Consider the following 13,201-nt stretch of genomic DNA (forward strand, 5'->3'; position numbering starts at 1 on the left):
CTGGGCTGCGAAGCAGCCCTAAAGCCTGCCTACCCGTTTTGTCAGGCTAATTACCTTCAACTCTTTGGGGCCGCTTCGCGACCCAGCGGGGATAAATCCCCTCGCCACAGCAAGCTCCCTCGCCACAAAAGCTGAGCCTGCCCCCCTTCCACCGTTTTTTAACGAACCGCCAACACCGGGCTGCTCAAGCGCTCCAGCAAGGTCGCCTGGGCACTGCGCGGGTTCTGGTTGCCGGTCGGCGTGTTGCGGATGTAACGACCATCCGACTGCAAACTCCAGCTGTGGGTGTTGTCGGTGAGGTAGCTTTCCAGCTCTTTCTTGACCCGCAGGATCAGCTTCTTGCCTTCCACCGGGAAGCAGGTCTCGACCCGCTTGTCGAGGTTGCGTTCCATCCAGTCGGCGCTGGACAGGAACATCTGTTCCTCGCCGCCATTGAGGAAGTAGAACACCCGGGTATGTTCCAGGAAGCGGCCGATGATCGAGCGCACATGGATGTTATGGGAAACCCCCGGGATGCCCGGCCGCAGGCAGCACATGCCACGCACCACCAGGTCGATGCGTACGCCCGACTGGCTGGCCTTGTACAACGCACGGATGATCTTCGGATCGGTCAGCGAGTTGAACTTGGCAATGATGTGGGCCGGCTTGCCGTCCAGGGCGAACTGCGTCTCCCGGGCGATCATGTCGAGCATGCCCTTTTTCAGGGTGAATGGCGCATGCAGGAGTTTCTTCATGCGCAGGGTCTTGCCCATGCCGATCAACTGGCTGAACAGCTTGCCGACGTCTTCGCACAAGGCATCGTCGGAAGTCAGCAGGCTGTAGTCGGTATACAGGCGGGCGTTGGCGGCGTGGTAGTTACCGGTGCCCAAGTGGGCGTAACGCACGATTTCACCGGCTTCACGGCGCAGGATGAGCATCATCTTGGCGTGGGTCTTGAAGCCGACCACACCGTAGATCACCACCGCGCCGGCCGCTTGCAGGCGGCTGGCCAGTTGCAGGTTGGATTCCTCGTCGAAGCGCGCGCGTAATTCGATCACCGCGGTGACTTCCTTGCCGTTTCGTGCCGCGTCCACCAGGGCGTCGACGATTTCCGAGTTGGCACCGCTGCGGTACAGGGTCTGGCGCACCGCCAGGACGTGTGGGTCCTTGGCGGCCTGGCGCAGCAGGTCGACCACCGGCGTGAACGACTCGAACGGGTGCAGCAGCAGGATGTCCTGCTTGCTGATCACGCTGAAAATGTTCTCGCTGTTTTGCAGCAGTTTCGGGATCTGCGGCGTGAACGGCAGGTATTGCAGTTCCGGATGGCTGTCCAGGCCGGTGATGCTGAACAACCGGGTCAGGTTGACCGGGCCGTTGACCTGATACAGCTCGGTCTCATGCAGGTTGAACTGCTTGAGCAGGTAGTCGGACAGGTGTTTCGGGCAGGTATCGGCCACCTCCAGGCGCACCGCGTCACCGTAGCGACGGGAGAACAGCTCGCCACGCAGGGCACGGGCCAGGTCTTCGACGTCCTCGGTGTCCACCGACAGGTCGGCGTTACGGGTCAGGCGGAACTGGTAGCAACCCTTGACCTTCATGCCCTGGAACAGGTCATCGGCGTGGGCGTGGATCATCGACGACAGGAACACATAATTGTCGCCAGGACCGCCGACGTCTTCCGGCACGCGGATGATGCGCGGCAGCAGGCGTGGCGCCGGGATGATCGCCAAACCGGAATCGCGACCGAAGGCGTCGATGCCTTCCAGCTCGACGATGAAGTTCAGGCTCTTGTTCACCAGCAGCGGGAACGGGTGCGTCGGGTCGAGGCCGATCGGCGTGATGATCGGCGCGATCTCGTCGCGGAAATAGCGGCGCACCCAGGTCTTGATCTTGGTGTTCCAGTTGCGGCGGCGGATGAAGCGCACCTGGTGCTTTTCCAGCTCCGGCAGCAGGATGTCGTTGAGGATCGCGTACTGACGGTCCACATGGCCGTGGACCAGTTCGCTGATGCGCGCCAGGGCCTGGTGCGGCTGCAAGCCGTCGGCGCCAGCCTGTTCACGGGCGAAGGTGATCTGCTTCTTCAGCCCGGCGACGCGGATCTCGAAAAACTCATCCAGGTTGCTGGAAAAGATCAGCAGGAATTTCAGCCGTTCCAGCAGCGGGTAGGACTCGTCCAGCGCCTGTTCCAGCACGCGGATGTTGAACTGCAGTTGCGACAGCTCACGATGGATGTACAGGCTGCTGTCATCCAGGTTGGGAATGACAATCGCCGGGGCCGGGGCAGGCTCGATGACGGCCGGTGGAGCGGGCTCCATCTCCGGCGGCGTCTCGGCTATTTGCTCGACCACGGGTTGAGCGTCTTTTACGGCAACTTCGGAGAGTCCTTCGGTATTCATCGCAAGTTCCTGGGAGGCTATTTCTGCTCTCGTAACAATTGGGCGGCGCGCACGGCAAAGTAAGTCAGGATGCCATCAGCGCCTGCGCGTTTGAAAGCGGTCAAGGACTCCAGGATCACCCCTTCGCCCAACCAGCCGTTCTGGATCGCGGCCATGTGCATCGCGTACTCGCCGCTGACCTGATAAACAAAGGTCGGTACTTTGAATTCGTCTTTGACCCGGCAAAGAATGTCGAGGTAAGGCATGCCCGGCTTGACCATGACCATGTCTGCCCCTTCTGACAAGTCAGCCGCCACTTCGTGCAAGGCTTCCTGACTGTTGGCCGGGTCCATCTGATAAGAGGCCTTGTTGGCCTTGCCCAGGTTCAGGGCCGAGCCGACCGCGTCGCGGAACGGGCCGTAATAGGCGCTGGCGTACTTGGCCGAGTAGGCCATGATCCGCACATTGACGTGACCGGCCACCTCGAGGGCTTCGCGGATCGCCTGGATGCGTCCGTCCATCATGTCCGACGGCGCTACCACCTGGGCACCGGCCTCGGCGTGGGACAGGGCCTGCCTGACCAATGCATCGACGGTAATGTCGTTCTGCACATAGCCTTCTTCATCGAGGATGCCGTCCTGCCCGTGGGTGGTGAACGGGTCCAGCGCCACATCGGTAATCACCCCCAGCTCGGGGAAGCGCGCGCGCAGGGCACGGGTCGCGCGTTGGGCGATGCCCTCGGGGTTCCAGGCCTCGGCGGCGTCCAGAGACTTGAGCGTCGGGGGCGTGACCGGGAACAGCGCCAGCGCCGGAATGCCCAGCTCGACCCAGTGGGCGGCTTCTTCGAGCAGCAGATCGATGGTCAGGCGCTCCACCCCCGGCATCGACGCCACCGCTTCGCGACGGTTCTCACCGTCCAGCACGAACACCGGCAGGATCAAGTCATTGGTCGTCAGCACGCTTTCACGTACCAGCCGACGAGAGAAGTCATCACGGCGGTTGCGACGCAGGCGGGTGGCAGGGAACAGACGATTGGCGGGGGTAAAGCTCACGGCAGACTCCTGAGCCCGTGCTGACGGGCGAGCGTGACAGTTATAAGCGCCCATTATGACGAAGACATTACAGTTATGTGCACCTGCGTCCTGTCGTCGCAGTTATTGTCTTTGTAGGAATTGTTCACGTCGAGACACATTTCGATACTTTCCTGAATGTGCCTGAAGGGTTAGGCTGCGCGTTCATTTCGCCAGCACCCAGACAATGCTCCAACAATTTCTGCACGACTTCGGCTACTTGGCCCTGTTTATCGGCACGTTCTTCGAAGGCGAAACCATCCTCGTGCTCGCAGGTTTCCTGGCGTTCCGTGGCTATATGGACATCAACCTGGTGGTGGTCGTGGCGTTCTGCGGCAGCTACGCGGGCGATCAGCTGTGGTATTTCCTGGGCCGCAAGCACGGCCGCAAACTCTTGGCGCGCAAGCCGCGCTGGCAGTTGATGGGCGATCGTGCGCTGGAGCATATCCGCCGACATCCGGACATCTGGGTCCTGAGCTTTCGCTTCGTCTATGGCCTGCGCACGGTGATGCCGGTGGCGATCGGCCTGTCAGGCTATCCGCCGGGCCGCTACCTGTTGCTCAACGGCATCGGTGCGGCGATCTGGGCCACGGCGTTGGCCGCTGCCGCGTACCATTTCGGCGCGGTGCTCGAAGGCATGCTGGGCAGCATCAAGAAGTATGAGTTGTGGGTACTCGGCGCGCTGCTGGTGCTGGGCCTGGTCCTGTGGCTGCGCCGACGGATCAAGAATGCCCGGCTGGCCAGGAAAGTCCTCGAAGCCGAACGCCTGGAACAAGCCCGGTCCGGCGAACCTACGACGCCCACCGAGTAAACCGGGCGCGGCAGCAATACAGCCCGATACCGCTGAGCAGGCTGTAGCTGAGCAGCCCGACCCACGCCACGGGGCTGGCCGGCCACAACCCGGCCAGTGGCGCCAGCCACACCAGCGGCAGGTTCGAGGCCAGCCGCAATAGCTCCAGCCTCAGCGCCCACGGGCGATTCTCCAGGGCCACGCCCAACACGAACAGACCGAACGCCACCGCGCCCCAACCCAGCACCAGAGCGGCAACCGGCAGGCTGGTTTCAAGATTCATCAAATAACTGCCCAGGGCAATGTAGGCGCAGAACTGCAGCGCCACGTACCACTGCTGGCGTGCGTCCAATGGCACTTCGAATTTGCGGAACTGGCTCAGGTCCGGCTTGTTCAGCGGGTACTTGGCCGCGACGTCCGCCGGACGCCAACCGGTGGGCATGAACCAGATCCGCAGTTTGTCCCACCAACGCCCGGCCCGCCGCGCATCGGCCCACAGTTGCGCATAGAACTGCAGGTTGGCCCACAACGGATTCCAACTGGCCAGCGGCGTGGTCACGCCAAAAACCACCGGCTCGTTGTCGTCTTCTTCCTGGAAGGTGCCAAACAGACGGTCCCAAATAATGAACACCCCGCCGTAATTGCGATCCATGTAGAGAGGGTTCTGTGCATGGTGGGCGCGATGATTGGACGGCGTAACGAAGCACCACTCCAACCAGCCGAGCTTGGGAATGTGCTGGGTGTGGACCCAGAACTGGTACAGCAGATTCAACGCCGCGACGCTGACGAAGACCATCAGCGGCACGCCCAGTACGGCAAGCGGGACGTAGAAGATCCAGCTCAGCAGGAAGCCGGTGCTGGTCTGGCGCAGCGCGGTGGAAAGGTTGTAGTCCTCACTCTGGTGGTGCACCGAATGGGCGGCCCAGAGGATGTTGCGTTCGTGACCCATGCGGTGCAGCCAGTAATAGCAGAAGTCGTAGGAGACGAAAGCCATCACCCAGACCCAGGCCTGGTCGGCGGGCAATTCAATCACCGCCAAGTGTTCGAGCGCGAAGGCGTAGGTCACCAACCCCACACCCTTGGTCAGCAAACCGGTGGTGGTCGACAGCACGCCGGTGCTCAAGCTGTTGATCGCGTCTGCCACGCGGTAGTGGCTCACGCCCCGCCAGCGATCTGCCAGCAACTCGACGGCGATCAGCACGAAGAAGAACGGCACGGCATACAGGATGAAGTTCATGACGCAACCCGGGCATGCAAGACAGGGAGACAATCGGCAGATTAGGTGTAGCTGGCCGATCCCCCTATGGCAACGAGTGACAAATTAGTAGACATTTAACGCCATGAATCTGGAGAAAAGCCCATGAGCAAAAAAATTGCAGTGATCCTTTCCGGCTGTGGCGTGTATGACGGCGCCGAGATCCACGAAAGCGTGATCACCTTGCTGCGCCTCGATCAGCGCGGGGCACAGGTCCAGTGCTTCGCTCCAAACATTGCCCAATTGCATGTGATCAATCACCTGACCGGCGAGGAAATGCCCGAGAGCCGCAACGTGCTGGTGGAATCGGCACGGATCGCCCGTGGCAACGTCAAGGATTTGCGTGAAGCCCGGGTCGAGGACTTCGACGCCCTGATCGTACCCGGTGGTTTTGGCTCGGCGAAAAACCTCTCCAACTTTGCCGTCGAAGGCCCGGGCTGCACCGTCCAACCAGAGGTCCTGGCCTTGACCGAGGCCTTTGCCGAGGCGGGCAAACCGGTCGGGCTGATCTGCATCTCCCCGGCCCTGGCGGCAAAGATCTACGGCCCGGGGGTGACCTGCACCATCGGCAACGACCCGGACACGGCGGCAGCCGTGGGCAAAATGGGCGGCACTCATGAAGACTGCGCGGTGACCGACATCGTCGAAGACCGCGCGCGCAAACTGGTCAGCACCCCGGCCTACATGCTGGCGCAGAACATCAGCGAAGCGGCCTCGGGCATCAACAAGCTGGTGGACCGGGTATTGGAACTGACGCACGAGAACGACGCCTGACACCGCCGACTCTTTCCTGTGGGAGCGAGCCTGTTCGCGATAGCGCCGGCACAGGCAACATGTTGATTGGCTGATCCACCGCCATCGCGAGCAGGCTCGCTCCCACAGGGGGTTATGCGCAGGGTTTATGGCATTCGGGCCAAACGCGTCAGGATCCGATCCAGCGCATTGGCAAACCCCTGCTTGTCCCGCTCGCTGTACGCTGCCGGGCCGCCGCCCACGTGGCCCTGTTCACGTAAATCGGTGAACAGGTTGCGCACCGCCAGCCGCTCGCCCATGTTCTGGGCATCGAACTCCTTGCCTCGCGGATCCAGGGCCGCGACGCCCTTCTTCACCAACCGATCGGCCAAGGGCACATCACTGCAGATCACCAGTTCACCCGGCTCGGCATGCTCCACCAGGTAATCGTCCGCCGCGTCAGGGCCGCTGGGCACCACGATCAGTTTCACACAGGCCAGGGCCGGCTTGATCTGCGGTTGACCGGCCACCAGCACCACGTCGAACCGGCGCTTGAGGGCGAACTTGACCACCAATTCCTTCGCGGCCTTGGGGCAGGCGTCGGCGTCGATCCATACGCGCATTGAATGGTTTCCTCTAAATTGAAAAGAAAAGCATCGCGGGCAAGCCTTGCTCCCACACAAGCCTTGCTCCCACAAGCCTTGCTCCCATAGCCTGCGGGAGAAAAGCTTGTGTGGGAGCAAGGCTTGCCCGCGATCATGAGCGCAGCGAATGCTTTTCAGGAGACCTGGACCCGACGCTTCTCCGCCACCCAACTGCGCCCATACAGCACCACGATCGCCAGGATCGCCACCACTTGAGCGGTCAGCGAATAGGCATCGGCATGAATGCCCAGCCAGTCGAAGTCGAAGAACGCCACCGGATGGGTGCCGAAGATCCCGGCTTCCTGCAACGCCTTCACGCCATGCCCGGCGAATACCACCGACAGTGCACACAACAGTGCCGCGTTGATGCTGAAGAACAGCGCCAGTGGCAGTTTCGCCGAGCCGCGCAGGATCACCCAGGCCAGCCCCACCAGCAACACCAGCGCTGTCGCGCCACCGGCCAACACCGCGTTGTGCCCGGCGGGGCCTGCCTGCAACCACAGGGTTTCGTAGAACAGGATCACTTCGAACAGTTCACGATAGACCGAGAAGAACGCCAGGATCGCAAAGCCAAAGCGACCACCACCGCCTACCAGGCTGCTTTTGATGTAATCCTGCCAGGCCGCTGCGTGGCGCCGGTCGTGCATCCACACCCCTAGCCACAGCACCATCACACTGGCGAACAACGCCGTCGCGCCTTCGAGCAATTCACGCTGGGCACCGCTGACGTCGATCACATACGCCGCCAGCCCCCAGGTCGCCAGGCCGGCCAACAGCGCCAAGCCCCAACCGATGTTGACGCTGCGCACGGCCGACTGCTGGCCGGTGTTGCGCAGGAACGCCAGGATCGCCGCCAATACCAGGATCGCTTCCAGCCCTTCGCGCAACAGAATCAGCAACCCGGAGATGTAGCTCAGCGACCAGCTCAAGCCATCGCCGCCCAGCAGGTCGGCGGACGCCTTCAACTTGGCCTTGGCCGCGTCCAGACGCTGTACGGCCTCTTCCACCGGCAAACCGTCCTGCAAGGATTGTCGGTAGGCCATCAGGGACTTTTCGGTGTCCTTGCGCACGTTGGCATCGACGTTATCCAGCGAACTTTCCACCAGCTCGAAACCTTCCAGGTAAGCCGCTACCGACAGGTCATAGGCCTGGTCGTGATCACCGGCACGATACGCCGCGATGCTTTTGTCCAGGGTGGCGGCGGTGTAGTCGAGCAACTGCGCCGGGCCGCGCTGCACCTGTGGTGGCTGGGCACGCTGGGCACGGAAGGTGGCCGCTGCCGCCGGACCTTGCGCAGCCAGGACTTCCAGCGGGGTCTGACGTGCAAGGTCAGCAAGATTGTAGGTCTGTTCACTCTTCGCGGCCGCCGGGTCGGCGCTGAAGCTGGCGATGTAGGTCGCCAGGTCCCAGCGCTGACGGTCGTCGAGCTGATCGGCGAAGGCCGGCATGTCGGTGCCTTCGATGCCCATGCCGAGGGTGTTGTAGATCGCATAGAGACTCAGGCGATCCAGACGCTGGACGTCGCGCAAGTTGGCGGGCGGCGGCTCCAGGCCGACACCGGCGGGACCGTCGCCGGCACCGTTGGCACCGTGGCATACCGAGCAATTCTGCGCGTATAGCGGCGCGCCGCGGGAAGGATCCGGGGTGATGACCGGCGCCTGGCTGACTTCATACGCCACCGCCAGCCTGGCACCCAGTTGCCGCGCCAGGCGGGCGACATCACCGCCGTCCTGGCGCTGGGTGATCGCACCGCGCAAGGCGCCGATGCCTTGGACCAGCTCAATCTTCTCCGGCTTGGCTGGCAGCCCGGCGATCAACCCTTCCAGCACCTGGATGAATTCCAGCTGCTCGCGGTATTCCCCGTTTTCGATGACCTTGCCCGCTTCGACTGTCGCCGGGTAATCCGCCCCGATGTAATCCAGTAAATGCAGGGCCTGGGGAGCACCCTCGACGGTGTCGGCCAGCAGCGGAGTGCTGCACAGCGCAAGCAATGGCAGTGCAAGCCAAGCCAGGAAACGGAACGGCGCAGTCATGAATGACTCTCAGTTGGAAATAAGAAGTAACACATTGTTCACTTCCAATGGCTTTGGCTCAAGAGCTGATGTGTTTTGGCGGCACATTTTCATCGGATATTCATGCTTTGTAAGTGATGTCACAAAAACAGCATTTAGAGATTGAAAAGCCATTACATAGCCAAGCGCCATGTTTATAATCGCCCGCCTTCTTATTATTCGACGGCATAAAAGCTCCTCCTTTTATGAGGAACTGACAGCGTCCCGACGCTTGTCCGTGGGATCGCTCCAGCCCGACCCGCACACCCCGGCTGTTACTCAGGGAAGAAATGTTCATGGCATCCCGTGCCGTTTTTTCGGTCGCCCTCGGTGCGATCACCTTGTTGTCCGGCTGCTCGGCCTTTCGCAACTACGACAGCGAATTGGCCCAGACCAACCAGCAACTGGCGTCCGGCAACGTCGACGCGGCATTGACCCTGCTGGAAAAGAACAACAGCAGCCAGGACAAGGACCTGCTGTATTACTTCGAGAAGGGCGAGCTGCTGCGTGCCAAGGGCGACTTGTCCGGCAGCCAGGTGGCCTGGACCAGCGCCGATCAGCAGGTTGGCCAGTGGGAGGATGCGGTCAAACTCGACACGGCCAAGTACCTGGCCCAGTTCGGCAGCTTCCTGGTCAACGATAAAGTCCGCCGCTACGAAGGCTACGACTACGAAAAGGTCATGCTGACCACGCAGATGGCGCTGAACCTGTTGGCCGTGAATGACTTCGACGGCGCGCGGACCCAGATCAAGAAGACCCACGAACGCGAAGCGGTGATCGCCGACCTGCGGGACAAGGAATACCTCAAGCGCGAGGAAGACGCCGAGAAGCAAGGGGTCAAGACCGAATACAAGGACCTCAAGGGTTATCCGGTGGCCAGCCTCGACGCCCCGGAAGTGGTCAGCCTGAAAAACAGTTACCAGAGCGCGTTCAGCCATTACCTGGCCGGCTTCGTCTATGAAGCCCTCGGTGAAAAAGACCTGGCCGCGCCGGGTTATCGCAAGGCCGCCGAACTGCGCCCCAACACGCCGCTGCTGGAGCAAGCCCTGCTCAACCTCGACAAGCCTGCCGCCAAGAACGATGACAGCGACATCCTGATCGTGGTGCAGAGTGGCCTGGCACCGTCCCGGGATTCGATCCGCATTCCCCTGCCCTTGCCGATCAGCGGCAACCTGGTCATCACGCCTTTGTCGTTCCCTGTGATCAAGCCTGATACCTCCACTGCCCCCGTCGGCCAGATCGGTGTCGACGGTCGTCAGCTGGACCTGACCCAACTCAACAGCACCACCGCCATGTCCCGCCGCGCGCTGCGCGACGACATGCCGGGCATCATCCTGCGCACCACCGTGCGCGCCATCACCCGTGGCGTGGCGCAGAAGCAGATCAACGATACCAACCCACTGGCCGGCCTGGCCGTCGGCCTCACTTCGGCGGTACTCGAAGGCGCTGACACCCGGACCTGGCGCACCCTGCCCGACTACACCCAGGTGGTGCGCCTGCGCCTGAAGAAAGGCGAACACCAGGTCACCTTGCCAAGTTCGGTGGGCGGCTCGGTGGTCAAGGTCACCGTCGACCAGCGCTACCAGGTCATCAGCCTGCGAGCAGTGGGGAACCAGGTGTTCGCCGGTGGCCTGGCTGCCCAGGTAATGCCCAGCGCCAACCCGACCGCCATTGCCCTCAAGCAACCTTAAGAACGGAGTCTTGTTCACATGCGTTTAAAACTGATCGCCGTCGGCGCCCTGGTCTTGCTGGCCGGTTGCGCCACCCCGCCGCCACCGGAGCCGGGCAGCGCCGCCAGCAAGGTCGTGGCGATGGGCAAGACCAAGAACATCGTGGTTGGCGCCATGCGCGTAGCCCGGGAAAACGGCTACCTGACCGTCAATGTCCAGCTGAGCAACACCAGCTACAACAACAAGACGATGTACTACCGCTTTGCCTGGCTGGGGCCGGAAGGCTTCCCGATCGCCGAGGAAGAAACCTGGAAAAGCCTGACGCTGTACGGCGAACAGACCAGCTTCCTGCCGGCCATCGCACCGACGCCCAAGGCGGTGGATTTCCGTTTGGAAATCAATACCCCATAAGACAGATGCACATTCCTGTGGCGAGGGGATTCATCCCCGCTGGGCTGCGTAGCAGCCCCAATTTTCAGCGAGCGCTGCGCACTCGAACGGGGATAAATCCCCTCGCCACAGACCTTTTATCCAGTTTTCGAGAGACCCCACATGTTCGTACGCATTTCGTCCATCGCCCTCGCCGTCCTGCTGGTCAGCGGCTGCGCCAACAACTCGCCGGTCCTGGGCAACAAGAACATCAGCTACGGCGATACCAAGGCCGTGGAAACCGTGACCAACGAGTTCGGCTCCACCGACCTGCAAATGATCGCCGAGTCCATGACCCGCTCCCTGGCCCAGTCCGGCATCCTGCAGGGGCGTCCGGTGGTCCAGGTCTATGACGTGAAGAACAAGACCAGCGAATACATCGACACCCGCGAAATCACCACCAGCATCAAGACCCAGCTGATGAAAACCGGCGCTGCCCGTTTCGCCAGCGACAACACCGCCATGGACAGCCAGGTCGACCAGCTCAAACTGCAGAACCAGAGCGGCTTGTACAAGAAAAGCACCGTGGCCAAGACCGGCAACATGATCGCCGCCAAGTACCGTCTCGAGGGTTCTATCAGCTCGATCGTCAAGCGCAGCAGCGACTACAAGGACGTCTTCTACAAATTCAGCCTGCAATTGATCGACGTCGAGAGCGGTCTGGCCGAGTGGATGGACGAAAAAGAAATCCGCAAGACCACGGAGCGCTAAGCCATGCGCACATGGATAGGCATCATGGCCCTGGCCTGCGCATTTGGCGCGCAGGCGGCCCCCAAAGTCGCGGTGACCGACCTTGCGTACCAGGAGCGAGTGGAGGAATACATCCACACCGTTTCAGCGCAGAGCAACTTCCAGGCGAACCCTTACAGCGCCAGCGCTTCCTCGAGCTACGACGAGATGGAAGCCACCAGCAGCTACATCGAGCAGGGCGAGCTGCGCAAGTTCACTGGCGACATCAAGGGCGAGATCCTGCGCAGCGGGATGTTCCAGCTGACCCAGGGCACGCCCCACACGGCGGCGTCCAACGGCGACGTCTATGACGTGATCAAGCGCATCAAGGCCGGGAACTTCAAGGGTGCCGACTACGTGCTGTTCGGCACGGTGTCGGACATCGACTTCACCCGCGACATCAACGAACTGGCCAATACCGACAGCTACTCGGCCGTACTTGCGCTGACCCTGGTGGCGGACTTCAGCCTGATCAACACCAAGACCTACGAAATCACCTCGGCCTTCACGGCCATGGGCGAAGGCCAGGACACCAAACTGTTGAACCACCGGGACGTGCACATCAGCCTCAACCGGCCACGGGTGGTGCGCGATGTGTCCAAGGCCTTGGGTGAAGACGTGGCACGGCAGTTGAGCGAACAGTTGGGTGGGCCGAGCTACGAACAACCCCGCGAGCCTGCACAACGCAACAACCTGCCACGCGATAGCGCGCCGGTGATTTTGCGCTGAAGGATTCAGCGGATTTGTGGTGAGGGGATTTATCCCCTCGCCACAGGTTTCGTTCGGTGTTAAACCGCAGCCCTGCGAATCGTCGCCAAAAAACCCGCCGCACCGATGAACAGGCCAGCGAAGACGCGGTTCATCCGCCGTTGCTGCTTGGGTGTGCGCAACAGACGCAGGACTTTGGACGCCAGCCCGGTGTATCCGGCCATGACGATGAGGTCGACGCAAATCATGGTCACGCCCAGGATCAGGTATTGCTTGAGCAAGGGGGCATGGGGATCGATGAACTGCGGCAGCACCGCCAGCATGAACACCAGGGCCTTGGGGTTGCTGATGTTGACCAGGAAGCCTCGAAACACCAGCGCCAGAGGATTGCCGATCGGCCGCACAACGGCCTCATCGCTGATATCGCCGGGGATGGCGCGCCACTGCTTGATACCCAGGTAAACCAGATAGGCCACGCCGAACCACTTGATCGCATAGAACGCGGTGGCGGACGCAGTGAGGATCGCGCCAACACCGGCGGCGACGATCACGATTTGCAATGCCAGGCCCAGTTGCAGGCCCAGGGCATTCCAGTAGCCACGCCAAAAACCGTAGCGCAAACCACTGGACATCGATGCAATGGCACCGGCGCCCGGGGAAAGACTGATCACCCAGCATGCGGCGAAAAACGCCAGCCATGTTTCCAGCACCATCGCACACCTCGGCTCAGACTCGTCGAAAACGACTAAGCTAATGCGCCGCCGCGCGC

12 protein-coding genes are annotated in these 13,201 nt (G+C 61.7%); 6 read left to right on the forward strand and 6 right to left on the reverse strand.

The window, feature by feature from the left end; translation table 11 throughout:
• Nucleotides 1-158: 158 nt before the first annotated feature.
• Both ppk1 and hemB read right to left on the reverse strand, forming a co-directional pair.
• Complete coding sequence (gene ppk1 / locus DTP52_RS06830) at nt 159-2,375, reverse strand: polyphosphate kinase 1 (protein WP_109752606.1); 2,217 nt, start codon at nt 2,373-2,375, stop codon at nt 159-161.
• 17 nt (nt 2,376-2,392) lie between these two features.
• Nucleotides 2,393-3,406, reverse strand: coding sequence for a porphobilinogen synthase (hemB, locus tag DTP52_RS06835; protein ID WP_109752608.1), 1,014 nt, complete (start codon nt 3,404-3,406; stop codon nt 2,393-2,395).
• Nucleotides 3,407-3,611: 205 nt separating this feature from the next.
• On the opposite strand from hemB, the gene DTP52_RS06840 reads away from it, so the two are divergent.
• A complete protein-coding gene (locus DTP52_RS06840) occupies nt 3,612-4,235 on the forward strand; it encodes a DedA family protein (protein ID WP_003206742.1) in 624 nt (207 codons plus the stop codon).
• On the opposite strand, the gene DTP52_RS06845 is transcribed toward DTP52_RS06840, so the two are convergent.
• Nucleotides 4,216-5,451 (reverse strand): sterol desaturase family protein, encoded by a 1,236-nt coding sequence (locus tag DTP52_RS06845; RefSeq protein WP_109752609.1) that lies wholly within the window; start codon nt 5,449-5,451, stop codon nt 4,216-4,218. The two genes, DTP52_RS06840 and DTP52_RS06845, sit on opposite strands and share 20 nt — an antisense overlap.
• A 123-nt stretch (nt 5,452-5,574) precedes the next feature.
• On the opposite strand from DTP52_RS06845, the gene elbB reads away from it, so the two are divergent.
• The gene (elbB, locus tag DTP52_RS06850) at nt 5,575-6,243 is read left to right on the forward strand and encodes an isoprenoid biosynthesis glyoxalase ElbB (protein WP_109752611.1); all 669 of its coding nucleotides are present in this window, start codon (nt 5,575-5,577) and stop codon (nt 6,241-6,243) included.
• A 125-nt stretch (nt 6,244-6,368) separates the two neighbouring features.
• Here the strand turns inward: elbB and DTP52_RS06855 are convergent, their stop codons facing one another.
• Both DTP52_RS06855 and DTP52_RS06860 read right to left on the reverse strand, forming a co-directional pair.
• Entirely contained in the window at nt 6,369-6,824 is a 456-nt protein-coding gene (locus DTP52_RS06855) for a YaiI/YqxD family protein (protein WP_109752613.1), read from the reverse strand.
• Between the two features lie 155 nt (nt 6,825-6,979).
• The gene (locus DTP52_RS06860) at nt 6,980-8,878 is read right to left on the reverse strand and encodes a cytochrome c/FTR1 family iron permease (RefSeq protein WP_109752615.1); all 1,899 of its coding nucleotides are present in this window, start codon (nt 8,876-8,878) and stop codon (nt 6,980-6,982) included.
• A gap of 314 nt (nt 8,879-9,192) precedes the next feature.
• Here DTP52_RS06860 and DTP52_RS06865 point away from each other — a divergent pair, with 314 nt between their 5' ends.
• From DTP52_RS06865 to DTP52_RS06880, 4 genes are all read left to right on the forward strand, one after another.
• Nucleotides 9,193-10,587, forward strand: a complete 1,395-nt coding sequence (locus DTP52_RS06865) for a COG3014 family protein (protein WP_109752955.1) — start codon at nt 9,193-9,195, stop codon at nt 10,585-10,587.
• An 18-nt stretch (nt 10,588-10,605) separates the two neighbouring features.
• Complete coding sequence (locus DTP52_RS06870) at nt 10,606-10,977, forward strand: YcfL family protein (RefSeq protein ID WP_109752617.1); 372 nt, start codon at nt 10,606-10,608, stop codon at nt 10,975-10,977.
• A 141-nt stretch (nt 10,978-11,118) separates the two neighbouring features.
• Nucleotides 11,119-11,706, forward strand: coding sequence for a penicillin-binding protein activator LpoB (lpoB, locus tag DTP52_RS06875; RefSeq protein ID WP_109752619.1), 588 nt, complete (start codon nt 11,119-11,121; stop codon nt 11,704-11,706).
• Between the two features lie 3 nt (nt 11,707-11,709).
• Nucleotides 11,710-12,453, forward strand: a complete 744-nt coding sequence (locus tag DTP52_RS06880; RefSeq protein WP_109752620.1) for a penicillin-binding protein activator LpoB — start codon at nt 11,710-11,712, stop codon at nt 12,451-12,453.
• Between the two features lie 59 nt (nt 12,454-12,512).
• Here DTP52_RS06880 and rhtB read toward each other — a convergent pair whose 3' ends face one another.
• The gene (gene rhtB / locus DTP52_RS06885; RefSeq protein ID WP_109752621.1) at nt 12,513-13,145 is read right to left on the reverse strand and encodes a homoserine/homoserine lactone efflux protein; all 633 of its coding nucleotides are present in this window, start codon (nt 13,143-13,145) and stop codon (nt 12,513-12,515) included.
• Between the last annotated feature and the right edge of the window lie 56 nt (nt 13,146-13,201).

The organism is Pseudomonas sp. 43mfcvi1.1 (genome assembly GCF_900115935.1).
Lineage (GTDB): Bacteria > Pseudomonadota > Gammaproteobacteria > Pseudomonadales > Pseudomonadaceae > Aquipseudomonas > Aquipseudomonas bijieensis.